Consider the following 19,676-nt stretch of genomic DNA (forward strand, 5'->3'; position numbering starts at 1 on the left):
ATCATGAATAAACAAACGCAACGCGCCTTGCGCGCGCTGTCGACGGCGCAGTCGGAAATGTGGTTCGCCCAGGAACTGGACGCGGACAACTGGCTGTACCACAGCTGCGGCTACCTCGACATCGACGGGCCGCTGGACCTCGCCAGGTTCGAGCGGGCGTTGCACCGTTTCGTCGCCGAAACCGACGCCTTGCACCTGCGCTTTTGCGACGGCCCCGACGGGCCGCTGCAATGCATCGGCGAAGCCCCCGCCCTGCCGCTGGAGACGGTGGACCTGTCCTCGCACGAGCAGCCCTTCCAGGCCGCGCTGTCGGCGATGCGCGCCGACATGCAGCGCGTGTTCGACCTGCGTTCGTCGCGGCTGTTCAACTACATCCTGTTCAAGCTCGGCGAAGACCGCTACCTGTGGTACAAGCGCTACCACCACATCGTGCTCGACGGTGCGGGTTCGTCGCTCGACATCGCTCGGGTCGCGCAGATCTATACCGCGCTGTGCCGCGACGAAGAGGTGCCGGCCAGCGACCTTGGCGGCATCTGCGCCCTGCTGGACGACGACCGCGACTACCGCCAGTCCGACCGCAGCCGGCGCGACCAGGCGTTCTGGCGCGACTACGCGCGCAGCCTGCCCGAAACCACCGCGCTAAGCGGCCGTCCGCTCGCGCGCACCAGCACGTTCCGGCGCTGCTCGCTGCCGTTTCCGCCATCGCTGGCCGCCGCGCTGATGGACGCGCAGAGCGGCCAGAGCAAGTGGCCGCAGCTGATGACCGCCGCGGTCGCGGCGTATCTGTACCGGGTCAGCGGCGGCAAGGTCGATACCTTCGACTTCCCGGTCGCCGCGCGCGCCAAGCACCTGCGCCATGTGCCGGGCACCACCGCCAACGTCCTGCCGTTGCGCCTGGGCCTGCACGCCGACGAATCCCTGTCCGCACTGGCCGCGCGCTGCGGCCGCGAAATCCTGCGCGTACTCAAGCACCAGCACTTCCGCGGCAAGGACATCCAGCACATGCGCCCGGCCGCGGCCGGCGCGTTCGGGCCGCGCATCAACATCCTGCCGTTCGATTACGAATGCGCGCTCGACGGCCACCCGGCGGCCTTGCACTCGCTGTCCAACGGGCTGGTCCACGATTTCTCGGTGACCCTGCAGGGCGAGCCGGGCCAAGTCAGTTGCGTGCTGAACATCGACGGCAACGACGAGTTGTACGGCGACGAAGAGCTGGCCCGTCACGCACGGCGCCTGTTGCTGTTCGTCGAACGCGCGCTGGCGCAACCGTCGCGACCGCTGGCCGAAATCGAACTGCTGGACGCCGACGAGCGCCGCCAGCTGCTCGTGGACTGGAACGACACTACGCAGCCGCTGGCGGCCGCGACCATTCCCGAACTGTTCGAGCAACAGGCCGCGCGTACGCCGCAGGCGCTCGCCGTCGTCGGCGAAGACGCACAGCTGAGCTACGCCGAACTCAACGCCCGCGCCAATCGCCTGGCGCGGCGCCTGATCGCGCACGGCGCCGGCCCGGAAAGCATCGTCGCCATCGCCCTGCCGCGCTCGGCCGAACTGGTCGTCGCCCTGCTCGCCGTGCTCAAGGCCGGCGCCGCGTATTTGCCGCTGGACACCGATTATCCCGCCGACCGTCTGGCGTTCATGCTCGACGACGCCCGCCCGGTGCAGTTGATCACCCGCAGCGACATCGCCCTGCCGGCGACGACGGTGCCGCGCTGGGAACTCGACGATGCGCAGCTGCAGGCCGTGCTGCACGACGACGACGGCGAGCCGGCCCAGGACGGGCAATGGCGCGGCGCGCTCGCGCCGCTGCATCCGGCCTACGTGATCTACACCTCCGGCTCCACCGGCAAGCCCAAGGGCGCGCCGAACACCCATGAAGCGCTGGTCAACCGCCTCGCCTGGATGCAGCACGCCTACGCGCTGCAGGACGACGACGTGGTCCTGCAGAAGACCCCCTTCAGCTTCGACGTGTCGGTGTGGGAGTTCTTCTGGCCGCTGCTGTACGGCGCGCGGCTGGTGATGGCGCGCCCGGGCGGCCATCGCGACCCGGCCTACCTCGCCGAGCTGATTAACCAGCAAAGCGTAACCACCCTTCACTTCGTGCCGTCGATGCTGGAAGCGTTCCTGCACGACCCGGCCGCCGCGACCTGCAGCAGCCTGCGCCGCATCGTCTGCAGCGGCGAAGCCTTGTCCGGCGCGTTGCGCGAGCGCCTGCGCCTGACCCTCGACCGGCCGCTGCACAATCTCTACGGCCCGACCGAAGCCGCCATCGACGTCACCGCCTGGACCTGCCGCGACGAGACCGCCGGCAGCGCGGTGCCGATCGGCGCGCCGATCTGGAACACCCAGACCTACGTGCTCGACGCCGCGCTGCGGCCGGTGCCGCAGGGCGTGCCGGGCGAGCTGTACCTGGCCGGCACCGGCCTGGCGCGCGGTTATCTGCATCGCGCCGGCCTGACCGCCGAACGTTTCATCGCCAACCCGTTTACCCCCGGCCAGCGCATGTACCGCACCGGCGACCTGGCGCGCTGGCGCGCCGACGGCCAGCTCGAGTACCTCGGCCGCACCGACCATCAGGTCAAGATCCGCGGCCTGCGCATCGAACTGGGCGAGATCGAGGCCGCGCTCGCGCTGGCCGGGTTCGCCCAGAACGTGGTGGTCGCGCGCGAGGACGGCAACGGCCTGGCGCAGCTGGTGGCCTATGTGGTCGCGCCCGAGCTGGACGTCGCGCAATTGCGCGCGCAGCTCGGCCAGCGCCTGCCCGACTACATGCTGCCGGCCGCGTTCGTCGCCCTCGATACGCTGCCGCTCAACGCCAACGGCAAGCTCGACCGCAACGCCCTGCCCGCCCCTGCCGAGACCGCGCGTGCGCTGCGCGCGCCGCGCAATCCGCGCGAGCAGCTGCTGTGCGAGTTGTTCGCGCAGCTGCTCGGCCGCGAGCAGGTCGGCATCGACGACGACTTCTTCGCCCTCGGCGGGCATTCGCTGCTGGCGATCCGCCTGACCGGCCTGCTGCGCTCGCGCCTGCAGCTGGAACTGCCGATCCGTCACCTGTTCGAAGCCCCGACCGTGGCCGAACTGGCGCTGCGGCTGGATCCGAACGGCGCGCCGCGCCCGCCGCTGCGGCCGCAAGCGCGGCCCGAACATCTGCCGCTGTCGTACGCGCAGCAGCGCCTGTGGTTCCTGCACAAGCTCGAAGGCGCCAGTTCCACCTACAACGTCACCGTCGCGCTGCGCCTGCGCGGCGAGCTCGACGTCGCCGCCCTGCGCGCCGCGCTCGGCGATCTGGCCGCGCGCCACGAAAGCCTGCGCACGATTTTCCCCGACAGCGAACAGCCGCTGCAGCAGGTCCTTCCGCCGCACCACGCCGAAGTGCCGCTGTCGCTGCACGCCAGCGACGAGGCCCGCCTGGCCGACGACCTGCTGCGCGCCGCCGCTCACGCCTTCGACCTGAGCCGCGAGCTGCCGCTGCGCGCGGAACTGTTCGACCTCGGCGCGGGCGAGCACGTGCTGTTGTTGCTGCTGCACCACATCGTCGCCGATGCGGTGTCGATGCAGCCCCTGGCCCAGGACCTCGCCCAGGCCTATGCCGCGCGCCGCGTTGGGCAGGCGCCGGCGTGGGCGCCGCTGCCGTTGCAATACGCCGACTACAGCCTGTGGCAACGCGAGTTGCTCGGCGATGTCGAGGACCCGCACAGCCGCAGCGCGCACCAGTTGAACTATTGGAAACGCCAGCTGGCGCAGCTGCCGGAACAACTGAGCCTGCCCACCGACCGGCCGCGTCCGGCGCGGGTCAGCTATCGCGGCGGCAGCGTCGGCTTCCAACTGCCCGCCGACGTGCATCAGCGGCTGCTGGAGCGCGCCGGCGCCCACCAGGCCAGCTTGTTCATGCTGCTGCAGGCCGCGGTGGCGGCGCTGCTCAGCCGCCTCGGCGCGGGCGACGACATCGTCCTCGGCAGCCCCATCGTCGGCCGCGGCGAGGAAGGCCTCGACGGGCTGATCGGCGTATTCCTCAACACCCTGGTGCTGCGCACCGACACCTCGGGCGATCCCGATTTCGAAACCCTGCTGGCGCGCGTGCGCGATACCGACCTGGGCGCCTACGAGCACCAGGACCTGCCGTTCGAGCAGTTGGTCGATGCGATCAAGCCGGCGCGTTCGCTGTCGCATCACCCGCTGTTCCAGGTGCTGATGGCGCTGCAGACCCAGGACGCGCAGCTGCCGGCCTGGGACGGGCTGGACGTGCGCGCGCAACCGTTGCAGTTGGAGAACGCCAAGTTCGACCTCAGCTTCGACTGGACCGAACACCGCCACGGCGACGGCCGCGCCGCCGGCCTGCAAGGCCGGGTGGAGTACGCCAGCGACCTGTTCGACGCCGCCACCATCGAGCGCTTGGCCGAACGCCTGCAGCGCGTGCTCGACGCGGTCGCGGCCGATCCGCGCCTGCGCTTGTCGCAACTGCCGATCCTGGACGACGGCGAGCGTGCGCGCCTGCTCGGCGACTGGAGCCATGGCCCGACGGTCGCCGTGGACGAACTGCTGCCGCAACGCTTCGAACGCCAGGCCGCGGCCACGCCGCAGGCCATCGCCCTGGAACATGTCAACGGCCGGCTCGACTACGCCGCGCTGAATGCCGCCGCCAACCGGCTTGCGCACGTGCTCATCGCGCGCGGCATCGGCGCCGGCGATCGCGTCGCGGTCGCGTTGCCGCGCTCGGCCGAGTTGCCGATCGCCCTGCTCGCCGTGCTCAAGAGCGGCGCCGCGTACGTGCCGGTGGACCCGGACTACCCGGCCGAGCGCGTCGCCTACATGCTCGACGACGCCGGGCCGGCGGCGGTGATCGCCGATGCGGCGACCGCCTCGGCCATCGACGGCATCGGCCAGCGCGCCGATGCGCTGCTGCTCGACGACCCGCGCACCCGCGCCGCGATCGAACGCGCGCCGGCGCACAACCCCGGCGACGACGCCGGCTTCGCGCCGATCCATGGCCGCAGCGCCGCGTACACCATCTACACCTCCGGCTCGACCGGCCGGCCCAAGGGCGTGACCGTCGAGCAGCATGCGCTGGCCAATTTCCTGCGCTCGATGGCGCGCAGCCCCGGCATGGCGGCGGGCGAACGCCTGCTCGCGCTGACGCCGATCTCCTTCGACATCGCCGGGCTGGAGCTGTACCTGCCGCTGTGGCAGGGCGGCTGCGTGCACCTGCTCGACCGCGAGACCGCCGCCGACGCGCAACGCCTCGCCGCGCAGATCGCGCAGGTGTCGCCGCAACTGATCCAGGCCACCCCCGCCACCTGGCAGATGCTACGCAGCCACGGCTGGCGCGCGGACGCGTCGATGCGTCTGCTGTGCGGCGGCGAAGCGCTGCCGGCGGATCTCGCCGATTACCTCAGCGCCGACGCCGGCGCGTTGTGGAACGTGTACGGCCCCACCGAAACCACGGTGTGGTCGCTGCTCGACCGGGTCGACAACGGCAAGCCGGTCAGCATCGGCCGCCCGCTCGACAACACCCGCGTCTACGTGCTGGATGCGCACCTGCAACCGGTGCCCACCGGCGTCGCCGGCGAGTTGTACATCGCCGGCGACGGCCTGGCGCGCGGCTACCACGAACGCGCCGCGCTGACCGCCGAACGCTTCCTCGCCAACCCGTTCGAGCCCGGCGCGCGCATGTACCGCACCGGCGACCTGGCGCGCTTCCGCGCCGACGGCCGCCTGGACTGCCTGGGCCGGGTCGACCATCAGGTCAAGCTACGCGGCTTCCGCATCGAACTGGGCGAGATCGAAGCCGTGCTCGCGCAGGCGGGCTATCCGCGCAACGCCGTGCTGCTGCGCGAGGACGCGCCGGGCCGCAAGCAGCTGGTCGCGTACCTGGCCAGCGCCGAAGCGGTCGATGCGACCGCGCTGCGGCAAAAACTGAGCGCGCAGCTGCCCGACTACATGCTGCCCGCCGCGGTGGTGGCGCTGGACGCGCTGCCGCTGACCCCGAACGGCAAGCTCGACCGCAAGGCGCTGCCGGCGCCGCAGTTCGCCGCCGGCGAAGGCCGCGGCCCGCGCGACGCGCGCGAAGCCTTGCTGTGCGCCCTGTTCGCCGAAGTGCTGGGGGTGGAGCGGGTCGGCGTGGACGATCATTTCTTCGCTCTCGGCGGCCATTCCCTGCTCGCTACCCGCCTGGTCAGCCGCATCCGCGCCGAACTGGCGGTGGAACTGCCGCTGCGCACGCTGTTCGAAGCGCCGACCGTGGACGCGCTGGCGCAGGCCTTGCCCGGCGCGCACAGCGCGCGTCCGCCACTGCGCCCGCAGGCGCGGCCGCAGCGCCTGCCGTTGTCGTATGCGCAGCGCCGGCTGTGGTTCATCCAGCAGTTCGAGCGCCAGTCCGGCCACGACAGCGCGCGCGTCGGCGCCGGCGCGGCCTACAACCTGTCGATGCCGCTGCACCTGCGCGGGCGCCTGGACCGCGCCGCGTTCGACGCCGCCGTGGCCGATGTGCTGGCCCGCCACGAAAGCCTGCGCACGATCTTCCCGGACTTCGACGGCGTGCCCTGCCAACAGGTGATCCCCGCCGAGGACGCGGGCAGCGCGCTCGAATTCGTGCGCGTGGATGCGCGCACGCTGGAGCGCGAACTGCACGGCCGCGCCCTGCACGTGTTCGACCTCGGCACCGAACTGCCGCTTCGCATCAGCGTGCTGAGCGCGAGCGAGGACGAGCATGTGCTGCTGGTGGTGCTGCACCACATCGCCGGCGATGGTTCCTCGCTGGCGCCGCTGGCGCGCGATCTCGGCCGCGCCTACGCCGCGCGCCTGCGCGGCCAAGCCCCGGACTGGGCGCCGCTGCCGGTGCAATACCCCGACTACACCCTGTGGCAGCAGCGCCTGCTCGGCAGCGAAGTCGATGCCGACAGCCTGATCGCGCAGCAGTTCGACTATTGGCGCGAACAGCTGGCCGGCCTGCCCGAACGCATCGAGCTGCCGACCGACCGGCCGCGCCCGGCCATCGCCAGCCTGCGCGGCCGGCAATCGCGGGTGCGGATCGACGCGGCGCTGCACGCGCGCCTGCTGCGGCTCGCGCACCAGCACGAAGCGAGCCTGTTCATGGTGCTGCAGGCCGGCTTGTCGGCGCTGCTGCACCGGCTCGGCGCGGGCGAGGACATCGCCGTCGGCAGCGCCATCGCCGGACGCAACGACCAGGCACTGGACGAACTGGTCGGCTTCTTCGTCAACACCCTGGTGCTGCGCACGGACCTGTCCGGCCGGCCGGACTTCGCCACCCTGCTCGGCCGCGTGCGCGCCACCGCGCTGGCCGCCTACACCCACCAGGACGCGCCGTTCGAGCGGCTGGTGGAACTGCTCAACCCGGTGCGCTCGACCGCCCACCACGCGCTGTTCCAGGTCGGCCTGGTGCTGCAGAACATGGAACAGGCCGAACTGGAATTGCCGGGGCTGCAGGTATCCGAGCACCCGGCCGACTTCCGCACGGCCAAGTTCGACCTGTTCTTCAGCCTCAACGAACGCCACGACGCCGACGGCGCGCCGGCCGGGCTGGCCGGCAACCTGGAATACGCCAGCGACCTGTTCGACGAATCCAGCGTGGCCCGGCTGTGGCAACGCCTGCTGCGGCTGCTCGACGCGGCCTGCGCCGACCCGGCGCGGCGGATCGCCGACATCGACCTGCTCGACGCCGACGAACGCGCCCAGCTGCGCCAGCGCGCCAGCGACGGCGTCGCGGCGCCGGCTACGGCCAGCATCGTCGAATTGTTCGAGCGCCAGGTCGCGCGCGATCCCGACGCGCCGGCGCTGCTGTACCGCGACCAATGCTGGAGCTACGCCGAACTCGACCGCCGCGCCAACCGCCTGGCCCATGCGCTGATCGCCCAGGGCATCGGCGCCGAGGACCGCATCGCCATCGCCCTGCCGCGTTCGCCGGAGATGGTGGTCGCCGCGCTCGGCGCGCTCAAGGCCGGCGCGGCCTATCTGCCGCTGGACCCGGATTATCCGCCGGAGCGATTGGCCTACATGCTCGCCGACGCCCGGCCGGCGCGGCTGATCAGCCGGCGCGAGATCGAAGCGCGCCTGCCCGAGCACGGCGTCGCGCCGTGGCTGCTCGACGCGTCCGAAACCGTGCAGGCGCTGGCCGCGCAGTCGGTCGAGGCGCCGCGCGGACGCATCGTCTCGCCGCAGCAGGCCGCGTACGTCATCTACACCTCCGGCTCCACCGGCCGGCCCAAGGGCGTGGTGGTCGGCCATGCCGGCGTGCCGAGCCTGCTGGCGGCGCAGACCGCCGCGTTCGAGGTCGGGCCCGGCGCGCGCGTGCTGCAGTTCGCCTCGCTGAGCTTCGACGCCGCGTTCTGGGAACTGTGCATGGCGCTGCTGTCGGGCGCCGCGCTGGTGATGGGCGACGCCGAACAGGTGCGCCCCGGCGAAGCGCTGACCGCGCTGATGCGCGAACACGGCGTCACCCACGCGACCCTGCCGCCGGCCGCGTTGCCGGTGCTCGACGCCGACGCGGTGCCGCAGCTGCGCGACCTGATCGTCGCCGGCGAGGCCTGCGCGCCGACGCTGGTCGAGGCGTGGTCGCGCGGCCGCCGCATGACCAACGCCTACGGCCCGACCGAAACCACGGTGTGCGCGACCATGAGCGCGCCGCTGGCCGGCGCGGTCGATGCGCCGATCGGCGCGCCGATCCGCGGCGCGCGCGTGTACGTGCTCGACGCCGGCCTGCAGCCGGTGCCCGCCGGCGTGGCCGGCGAGCTGTACCTGGCCGGCGCCGGCCTGGCGCGCGGCTACCTCGGCCGCGCCGCGCTCACCGCCGAGCGCTTCGTCGCCGACCCGTTCGCGCCCGGCGAGCGCATGTACCGCAGCGGCGATCTCGCCCGCTGGAACCGCGAGGGCCAGCTCGAATTCCTCGGCCGCGTCGATCACCAGGTCAAGATCCGCGGCTTCCGCATCGAACTGGGCGAGATCGAATCGGCGCTGCAACGCCATCCGGCGGTAGCGCAATCGATCGTGGTCGCGCGCGAGGACGTGCCCGGCCACAAGCAGCTGGTCGGCTACGTGGTGCTGGAACGCGATGCCGAGGCGCGCGACGAAGACCGCGAGGCGCGCCAGATCGGCGAGTGGGAAACCATCTACGAGGACCTGTACGGCGACAAGGCGCTCGACGGCGCCTACGCCTTCGGCGAGAACTTCCACGGCTGGAACAGCAGCTACGACGGCAGCGAGATCGCGCTGGAGCAGATGCGCGAATGGCGCGCGCATACGGTCGAACGGATCCTCGAACTCAAGCCCGAGCGGGTGCTGGAAATCGGCGTCGGCAGCGGCCTGATCCTGTCGCAGGTGGCGCCGCACGTGCGCGCCTACCACGGCACCGACCTGTCGGCGGCCACGGTCGAACGCCTGCGCACCGAAGTCGCGCGCCAGCCGGCGCTGGCCGGCAAGGTCGAACTGTACGCGCGCCCGGCCCACGAGATGGACGGCCTCGACGCCGGCCTGGCGCCGGGCGAGCGCTTCGATGCGATCGTGATCAACTCGGTGCTGCAGTATTTCCCCAACGGCGACTACCTGGCGGAAGTCGTCCGCCAGGCGATGCAGCTGCTCGCGCCCGGCGGCGCGCTGTACCTGGGCGACGTGCGCAACCTGCGCCTGCAGCGCAGCTTCGCCACCGCCATCGCCCTGCACCAGAGCGACGACGACACCGATACGCCCACCTTGCTGCGCCGCGCCGAACAACTGCGCCTGGCCGAAAAGGAACTGCTGGTCGCGCCGGAATTCTTCCCCGCGCTGGCCGAACGCCTCGATGCGGTCTGCGCGGTCGACATCCAGACCAAGCGCAGCGGCTACGGCAACGAACTCAGCCGCCACCGCTACGAAGTCGTGCTGCGCAAGGGCCCGTTGCCGCTGCGTTCGGCGGCCGCGTGGCCCGCGGTCGCGTGGTCGCCGGCGCTGGAGGACGAGCAAGCGTTCGCGCGCCTGCTGCGCGAGCGCGGCGACGGCCTGCGCCTGACCGGGGTGCCCAACGACCACCTGCAGCCGGAAACCGACGCGCTGCGCGCGCTGGTCGACGGCGCGCCGGTGGCCGCCGCGCGCGCGCGCCTGCTCGACGCCGGTCAGCGCAGCCACGCCCGCAGCGAGGCGCGCATCGCCGCCGCCGCGGCGCTGGGCCTGCGCGCCGCCAGCACCTGGGCCGGCGACGGCGCCGACGATCGCCTGGAACTGCTGTTCTGGCGCGAAGACGGCCGCACCGTGGCCGACCTGCACCGCCCGCTGGCGGTGCGCGAACTGTCGGCCTGCAGCAACGAGCCGTCCACCTTCGACCAGTTCGCCGACCTGCGCCGGCACATCGCCGCGCAGCTGCCGGACTACATGCAGCCGCTGCTGGTGCTGCTGCCGCAGATGCCGCTGACCCCGAACGGCAAGATCGACCGCAAGGCGCTGCCCGCGCCCGACCTCGGCGCCGGCCAGCACCGCGCCGCCGGCAACGAACGCGAGCAGACCCTGGCCGCGCTGTACGCGCAGGTGCTGGGCCTGCCGCGGGTCAGCGTCGCCGACAGCTTCTTCGACCTCGGCGGCGACAGCATCCTGTCGATCCAGTTGGTCGGCCTGGCGCGCAAGGCCGGGCTGCTGATCACCCCGCGCGAAGTGTTCCAGCACCAGAACGTGACGGCGCTGGCGCGGATCGCGCGCGCGGCCGACGCCGGCGCGCCGGCGCTGCTCGACGAACCGGTCGGCGCGCTGGCGCCGCTGCCGATCCTGCAATGGTTCCTCGACCGCGAGGCGCCGCTGGACGGCTTCAACCAGCGCGTGCTGCTGCGCGTGCCCGGCGACCTGTCGCAAGCGCTGCTGCACGATGCGCTGGCCGCGCTGGTGCGCCACCACGATGCGCTGCGCCTGCAACTGCGCCGCGACGACGGCGCCTGGACCTTGCGCGTGCCGGGAGCGGAGTCCGTCCGCTTCGGCCTGCGCCGCGTGGACATCGCCGGGCTCGACCCGGCCGCGCTGCAAGCCGCGCTCGACGCGGCCGCCGCGCAGGCCGCGCAAGGTCTCGCCACCGACACCGGCGAGCTGCTGCAGGCGGTGTGGTTCGACGCCGGTCATGAGGCCAGCGGCCGCCTGCTGCTGTGCATCCACCACCTCGCCGTCGACGGTGTGTCCTGGCGCATCCTGCTGCCCGACCTGCGCGAAGCGGTCGAAGCCCTCGCCGCCGGCCGCGAGCCGGAGTTCGCCGCGCGCAGCCATTCGCTGCGCGCCTGGACCGCGCAGTTGCGCGAACAGGCGGCCTCGCCCGCGCGCTTGGCCGAGTTGCCGCACTGGCGCGCGCTGGCCGAAGGCATCGACCCGCCGCTGTCGCCGGTCGCGCTGGACCCGGCCCGCGACGTCGGCGCCGCCTGCGGCCACCACACCCTGAGCCTGCCGGCGTCGGTCGCCGCGCCGCTGCTGACCGCGCTGCCGGCGCGCTTCCACGCCGGCATCAACGACGTGCTGCTCAGCGCCTTCGCCCTGGCCTTGGGCGACTGGCGCCGCCGCCACGCCGGCCAGTCCTGCGAGCGGGTGCTGCTGGACCTGGAAAGCCACGGCCGCGAGAGCGCGCACAGCGAGCTCGACCTGTCGCGCACGGTCGGCTGGTTCACCAGCCTGTATCCGCTGCGGCTGGATCTGGACGGCATCGACCAGGCCCAGGCGCTCAGCGGCGGGCGCGAGCTCGAACGCACGCTCAAGCGGGTCAAGGAGCAACTGCGCGCGGTGCCCGACCACGGCCTGGGCTACGGCGCGCTGCGCTGCTTCAACCCCGACGCTGCGCAGGCGCTGGCGGCGCTGCCGCAGGCCCAGGTCAGCTTCAACTACCTCGGCCGCTTCGCCGTCGGCGGACAGGCCGCCGGCGGAGCCAGCGACCCCGGCCGCGGCGACTGGAACGCCGCCGCCGAGACTCCGGCGCCGGCCGGCGCCGACGCGTTGCCGATCGCCCACGCCATCGAACTCAACGCCCTGACCCAGGACCGCGACGACGGCCCCGAATTCGTCGCCACCTGGTCGTGGCCGCGGGCGCTGTTCTCGCAGGAACAGATCGAAGACCTGGCCCAGACCTTCGCCCGCGCCCTGCGTGCGCTCGCCGCGCTCGCCGCCGACGCGCACAGCGGCGGCCTGACTCCGTCCGACGTGGCCCTGGCCGCGCTCGACCAGGACCGGATCGAACGGCTGGAACGCGACTACCGCGACGCCGGCGGCGTCGCCGACCTGCTGCCGCTGACGCCGCTGCAGCACGGCCTGCTGTTCCACACCCTGTACGAACACGACGGCCCCGACCCGTACGTGGTGCAGGTGCGCTTCGACCTCGACGGCCCGCTCGACCCGGCCGCCCTGCGCGAAGCCGCGCGCGCGCTGATGCAGCGCCACCCGCATCTGTCGGCGGCATTCGTCCACCGCGGCCTGGAACAGCCGGTACAGGTGATTCCGCGCGAGATCCCGCTGGACTGGCGCCGCATCGACCTGTCCGCGCATCCGGCCGAGGCGCGCGAAGCCGAAGCCGCGCGCATCGCCGAACGCGACCGCGCCCGCCGCTTCGAGCTGGCCCAGCCGCCGCTGCTGCGCTTCACCCTGCTCGCGCTCGGCGACGGCGGCGACGGCCGCGCCCGCCACCGCCTGCTGATCGCCAACCACCACATCCTGCTCGACGGCTGGTCGCTGCCGCTGCTGGTGCAGGAGTTGTTCGCGCTGTATTCCGGCTCGACGCTGCCGCGCGCGGGCGCCTACCGCGATTACCTGCACTGGCTGCAGGCGCGCGATCCGGGCCAGGCCGAAAGCGCCTGGCGCGAGGCGCTGGACGGCATCGAGGAGCCGACCCTGCTGCTGCCCTCGCAGCCGCACGCCTCCGGCCGCCAGAGCGAACACGAGCTGCAACTGCCCGAAGGCCTGTCGCGCACGCTGGCGCAGCTGGCGCGGCGCCACGGCCTGACCTTGAACATGCTGGTGCAAGGCGCGTGGGGCCTGTTGCTGGGCCGCATGCTCGGCCGCGACGACGTGGTCATCGGCACCACCGTCTCGACCCGTCCGCCGGAGCTGGGCGAAGTCGAGCGCATGATCGGCTTGTTCATCAACACCGTGCCGACCCGCCTGCGCCTGGACCCCAAGCGCAGCTTCGTCGACCTGTTGCTGGAACTGCAGCGCCAGCAGACCGCGCTGATGGAGCACAACCATCTCGACCTGGCCCAGTTGCAGCGCTACGCCGGGTTCGAGCGGCTGTTCGACAGCTTGTACGTGTTCGAGAACTACCCGATCGACCACGACGGCCTGGCCAGCGCGCTCGGCGAGCTGAGCATCGCCGGCTTCGCCAGCAGCGACGCCACCCACTATCCGCTGAGCCTGCTGGTCACCCCGGGCCAGCGCCTGTCGCTGCGCTTCAACTTCGACCCGGCGCGGCTGGACGCGTTGAGCGTGGAGCGGCTGGCCGGGCGCCTGTCGCGCCTGCTCGATGCGGTGGCCGCGCATCCGCAGCGCAGCCTGGAGCACTTCGACCTGCTCGACGACCGCGAGCGCCGGCGGGTGCTGTACGACTGCAACGACAGCGAACTCGAACTGCCCGCCGCGACCGTGCCGGAATGGTTCCAGCAGCGCGTCGCCGCCGCGCCGGAGGCGATCGCGCTGGTCCAAACCGCGCCGGACGGCGCGCAGGACGAGCTCAGCTACGCCGAGCTCAACCGCCGCGCCAACCGGGTGGCGCACGCGCTGATCGCGCGCGGCGTCGGCCCGGAGGACCGCATCGCCCTGGCGATTGCGCGCTCGTTCGACACCATCGTCGCGGTGCTCGGCGTGCTCAAGGCCGGCGCGGCCTATCTGCCGCTCGACGCCGACCATCCGCTCGAACGCCTGAGCTACACCCTCGCCGACGCGCGCCCGCGCTACGTGCTGGCCACCCTCGCCACCGCCGAACGGCTGCCGCAGGACGCGCCGGTGCTGCTGCTCGACGACAGCGCCGGCTTCGGCAACGACATCGCCCACGCCGCCGGCCACGATCCGTCCGACGCCGAACGCATGCATGCGCTGTCGCCGCAGCATCCGGCGTACGTGATCTACACCTCCGGCTCGACCGGCCGGCCCAAGGGCGTGTGCGTGACCCACGCCGGCATTCCCAGCCTGGTCCACAGCCAGGTCGAGCGCTTCGGCCTCGGCCCCGACAGCCGCGTGCTGCAGTTCGCCTCGATGAGCTTCGACGCGGCGGCGATGGAAATGCTGATGTGCTTCGCCGCCGGCGCCGCCCTGGTGCTGCCGCCGCCGGGGCTGCTGCTCGGCGACGCGCTCGCGCGCACGCTGCAGCGCCAGCGCATCAGCCACAGCCTGATCCCGCCGAGCGCGCTCGGCAGCCTGGACCCGGCGCTGTCGCCGTGGCCGACCACGCTGATCGTCGGCGGCGAAGCCTGCCCTGCGCACGTGGCCGCGGCCTGGTCGCGCGGCGGCCGCCGCCTGGTCAACGCTTACGGCCCGACCGAGATCACCATCTGCGCGGCGATGAGCCGGGCGCTGGACGAAGCCGGCCTCGCCGGCGCGGCGCCGCCGCTCGGCGGCCCGGTCGCCAACACCCGCCTGTACGTGCTCGACGCGATGCTGCGGCCGGTGCCGGCCGGCGTCGCCGGCGAGCTGTACATCGCCGGCCCCGGCCTGGCGCGCGGCTATCTCGACCGCCCCGGCCTGAGCGCGGAGCGTTTCGTCGCCGATCCCTTCCACGTCGGCCAGCGCATGTACCGCTCCGGCGATCTGGCGCGGCGGCGCGAGGACGGCCAGCTCGACTACCTCGGCCGCGTCGACCAGCAAGTCAAGCTGCGCGGCTTCCGCATCGAACTGGGCGAAGTGCAGTCGGCGCTGGCCCAGTGCGGCTATCCCGGCAACGCGGCGATGGTGCGCGAGGACCGCCAGGGCCATCCGCAACTGGTCGCCTATCTGGTGTCGGCCGAGCCGGTCGACGCCGATGCGCTGCGCAAGCGCCTGACCCAGCGCCTGCCCGAGTACATGGTCCCGGCCGCGTTCGTCGCGCTGCCCGCGCTGCCGCTGACCGCCAACGGCAGCAAGCTCGACCGCAAGGCGCTGCCGGCGCCGGAGTTCGCCGCGCAGGCGCTGTCGCGCGGCCCGGCCAACGCCACCGAGCAGCTGCTGTGCTCGCTGTTCGCCGAAGTGCTGGGGCTGGAGCGGATCGGCGCGGAAGACAACTTCTTCGCCTTCGGCGGCCACTCGCTGCTGGCCACCCGCCTGATCGGCCGCATCCGCGCGACCTTCGACGTGGAACTGCCGATCCGCGCGCTGTTCGACGCGCCCACGGTGGAAACCCTGGCCCGGCGCCTGCCGTCGGGCGGGACCGCGCGCGAGCCGTTGCTGGCGCAGCCGCGGCCGGCGCAGTTGCCGCTGTCGTTCGCCCAGCAGCGCTTGTGGTTCCTGCACCGTTTCGAAGGGCCGAGCGCGACCTACAACATCCCGCTGGCGCTGCGCCTGGACGGCGAGCTCGACGGCGACGCGCTGGAAGCGGCCTTGAACGACGTGATCGCGCGCCACGAAAGCCTGCGCACGCTGTTCCCGGCCGGCGACGTGCCGCAGCAGCGGGTGCTGCCGGCGGCCGAGGCCGCGCTGCGCCTGCACCGCGCGCGCAGCGACGAGGCCGGGCTGCATGCGGCGCTGTCGGCCGCGGCCGCGCACCGCTTCGACCTCGGCCGCGACCTGCCGCTGCGCGCGAGCCTGATCGAACTGGGCCCGCAACGCCACGCCCTGCTGCTGTTGCTGCACCACATCGCCGGCGACGGCGCCTCGCTGCAACCGCTCGCGCGCGACCTCAGCCACGCCTACGCCGCGCGCCTGCGCGGCCGCGCGCCGGTATTCGCGCCGCTGTCGGTGCAGTACGCCGACTACACCCTGTGGCAACGCCGCAGCCTGGGCGAGGAAAGCGATCCCGAAAGCCGCCTGTCGCAGCAGCTGCACTACTGGAAGCGCCAGCTGGCCGACCTGCCCGAGCGCATCGCCCTGCCCAACGACCACCCGCGTCCACCGCAATCGAGCTACCGCGGCGGCCACCTGCCGCTGGCGCTCGACGCCGCGCTGCACGCGCGCCTGGCCGCGCTGGCCCGCAGCCAGGGCGCGACCTTGTTCATGGTGCTGCAGGCGGCGCTGGCGGCGACGCTGGGCCGGCTCGGCGCCGGCGACGACGTCGCCCTGGGCACGCCGATCGCCGGCCGCAGCGACGAGGCCGTGCACGATCTGGTCGGCCTGTTCCTCAACACCCTGGTGCTGCGCACCGACCTGTCCGGCGATCCCGGCTTCGCCGAGCTGCTCGGCCGCGTGCGCGAGACCGACCTGGCCGCGTACGAACACCAGGACGTGCCGTTCGAACGCTTGGTCGACGCGCTGCAACCGGCGCGCTCGATGGCCCACCACCCGCTGTTCCAGGTGATGCTGTCGCTGCAGAACCACGCCAGCGGCGAACTCGCCCTGCCCGGCCTGCGCACGCGGCCGGCCGGGTTCGACCTGGACATCGCCCAGTTCGATCTGAGCTTCGACTTCAGCGAGGCCTACGACGAATCCGGCGCGCCGGCCGGCCTGCACGCCAGCATCGAGTACGCCAGCGACCTGTTCGAGGCCGACACCGCGCTGCGCATCGGCCGCTGCCTGCAACGCATGCTCGAAGCGGTCGCGGCCGATCCGCGCCGGCGCATCGGCGAGGTCGAGCTGCTCGACGCCGACGAACGCATCCGCCTGCTGCGCGATTCGCAAGGCCCGCAGCTCGCGCCCTCGGGCCTGCTGCTGCCGCAGTGGTTCGAACGCCAGGCCGCGGCCACGCCGGACGCGGTGGCGCTGGTCTGCGGCGAACAGTCGCTGACCTTCGACCAGCTCAACCGCCGCGCCAACCGCATCGCCCACGCGTTGATCGCGCGCGGCCTGCGCGCCGACGACCGCGTCGCCCTGGCCCTGCCGCGCTCGGCCGACACGGTCTGCGCCATGCTCGGCGCGCTCAAGACCGGCGCGGCGTACCTGCCGCTGGACACCGAGCATCTGGGCGAGCGCCTGCGCGAGCTGATCGCCGAAGCCGCGCCCGCGCTGCTGCTCGGCCACGCGTCGATCTGCGCCACGCTCGGCTACGCCGGCCCGGCGCTGCTGCTCGACCAGGCCGCGGGCCGCGCCGAGCTGGCATCGATGTCGGAACGCGATCCGCGCGACCCGGCCGAGCCCGGCCAGGCCGCGCCGCTGCATCCGCAGCAGGCCGCCTACGTGATCCACACCTCCGGCTCGACCGGCAAGCCCAAGGGCGTGATCGTCCCGCACGCCGGCCTGGCCAACCTGTTCGAGCACCACCGCGACGGCGTGATCGCCGACGCCGCGCGCCATGCCGGCGGCGGCCGCGTGCGCTTCGGCCTGACCGCCACCTTCGCCTTCGACACCTCCCTGGAAGGCCTGCTGTTCCTGTGCGCCGGCCACGAGCTGCACGTGTTCGACGACGTGCTGCGGCGCGAGGGCGAGGCGCTGCTGGCGCACCTGCGGGCCGAGCGCATCGATGCGCTCGACCTGACTCCGACCCACTTCGAACAGCTCCAGCGCCTGGGCCTGCTCGACGGCGACGGCGACCGCGGCGACGCCGGCCGCGCCTATCCCAGCACGTTGATGCTCGGCGGCGAGTCGGTCAGCGAAACCCAGTGGCGCACGTTGCGCGGACATGCGGCGGTGCGCGGCCACAACTACTACGGCCCCACCGAGTACACCGTCGATGCCGGCGGCCTGGCCCTGGACGACGGCGACGAACGCCCCAGCGTCGGCCGGCCGCTGCGCAATACCCGTTTCCACGTGCTCGATGCGCGGCTCCGGCCGGTCCCGGCCGGCACCGTCGGCGAGTTGTACATCGCCGGCGCGGGCCTGGCGCGCGGCTACCTCGGCCGCCCCGGCCTGAGCGCGGAGCGTTTCGTCGCCGATCCGTTCGCCGCGCAACCGTTGCAGGCCGGCGCGCGCATGTACCGCTCCGGCGACCTGGCGCGCTGGCGCAGCGACGGCCAGTTGGAATTGCTCGGCCGCGCCGATCACCAGGTCAAGATCCGCGGCTTCCGCATCGAGCCGGGCGAGATCGAAGCCGCGCTGGCGCAGATCGGTTTCGCCGCCAACGCGGTGATCGCGCGCGAAGACCGGCCCGGCCACAAGCAACTGGTCGCCTACCTCGCCGCGCCCGCGCTGGCCGCGGCCGACCTGGCCCGGATCAAGAGCGAACTGGCCGAGCGCCTGCCCGACTACATGGTCCCGGCCGCGTTCGTGGCCCTGCCCGAATTGCCGCTGACGCCCAACGGCAAGCTCGACCGCAAGGCGCTGCCGGCGCCGCAGGCGGCCGCCTCGGCCAACGCTGCGGACGAGAACGCCAGCGAACGCGAGCAGGTCCTGGCCGGGCTGTTCTGCGAAGTGCTCGGCCTGGAGGCGGTCGGCCTGGACGAGGGCTTCTTCAGCCTCGGCGGCGACAGCATCAGCTCGATCCAGCTGGTCGGCCGCGCCCGCCAGGCGGGATTGCGGCTGAGCGCGCGCGAAGTGTTCCAGCACCAGAGCGTGCGCGCGCTGGCCGCGGTGGCGAGCGAAGAACTCGCCGCCACGACCGCGCCGGCGGTGGCGCCGGTCGGCGAACTGCCGGCCACGCCGATCGTGCGCGACCTGTTCGAGCAGGACGCGCCGTACGCGCAGTACCAGCAATCGATGCTGCTCAAGGTGCCGGCGCTGCAGGCGCGCGCGCTGGCGCAGGCGCTGCAGGCGTTGCTGGATCACCACCACGCCCTGCGTCTGCGCGTGCTCGACCGCGAACGCCTGGAGATCGTCCCGATCGGCGCGGTGCGCGCCGACGATTGCCTGCTGGCGATCGACGCCGCCACGCCGACCGCCGAGGAAGTCGCCGCGCAGGCCCAGGCCGCGCAGCGGCGCCTGGACCCGGCCGCCGGCCGCATGCTGCAGGCGGTGTGGTTCCATGCCGGCGAACAGTCGCGGCTGCTGCTGGTGGTGCATCACCTCGCCGTCGATGGCGTGTCGTGGCGCCTGCTGCTGCCCGACCTGCGTGCGGCCTACGAGCAGGCGCTGGCGCAGGCCGACCGGATCGAGCTGGAGCCGGCGCCGACCTCGCTGCGCGAATGGGCGCTGGCCCTGCCCGAAGCCGCGCAGCGCCGCCGCGACGAACTGCCGCTGTGGCGCGACATGCTCGCCGGCGACGGCGGCGCCTGGCTGCCGCGCGCCTTCGATCCGCGCCGCGACACCATGGCCACGATGCGCACCCACGTCGCCAGCCTCGACCCGGACACCACCCGCGTCCTGCTGACCCAGGCGCCGGAGCGCATCAACGGCCGCATCAACGACGTGCTGCTCAGCGCCTTCCTGCTGGCCGCGCTGCAATGGCGGCGCGCGCAAGGCGACGCCGGCGCGCACGCCGCCGCGTTCGACCTGGAAGGCCACGGCCGCGAGGCGGCGGCGGTGGAAGGTCTGATCGACGGCGCCGACCTGTCGCGCACCGTCGGCTGGTTCACCAGCCTGTTCCCGCTGCGTCTGGACGCGGCGGACTTCGACCTCGACCAGGCCCTGGCCGGCGGCAAGGCGCTGGGACGCGCGCTCAAATCGGTCAAGGAACAGCTGCGCCGGGTGCCCGACCAAGGCATCGGCTACGGCCTGCTGCGCCACCTCGACCCGTCCGCGCGCGCCGA

At 72.9% G+C, this 19,676-nt stretch carries 1 protein-coding gene (running past one end of the window); it reads left to right on the forward strand.

The window, feature by feature from the left end:
- A protein-coding gene (locus tag BLV01_RS04885; RefSeq protein WP_256375574.1) for a non-ribosomal peptide synthase/polyketide synthase crosses the window boundary here: on the forward strand, positions 1–19,676 show its 5' portion. 427 nt of this gene lie beyond the right edge of the window; 19,676 of the gene's 20,103 nt are visible here — the first part of the coding sequence; the start codon lies at positions 1–3; its stop codon lies off the right edge, out of view.

The organism is Lysobacter sp. yr284, from assembly GCF_900107375.1.
Taxonomy (GTDB): domain Bacteria; phylum Pseudomonadota; class Gammaproteobacteria; order Xanthomonadales; family Xanthomonadaceae; genus Lysobacter.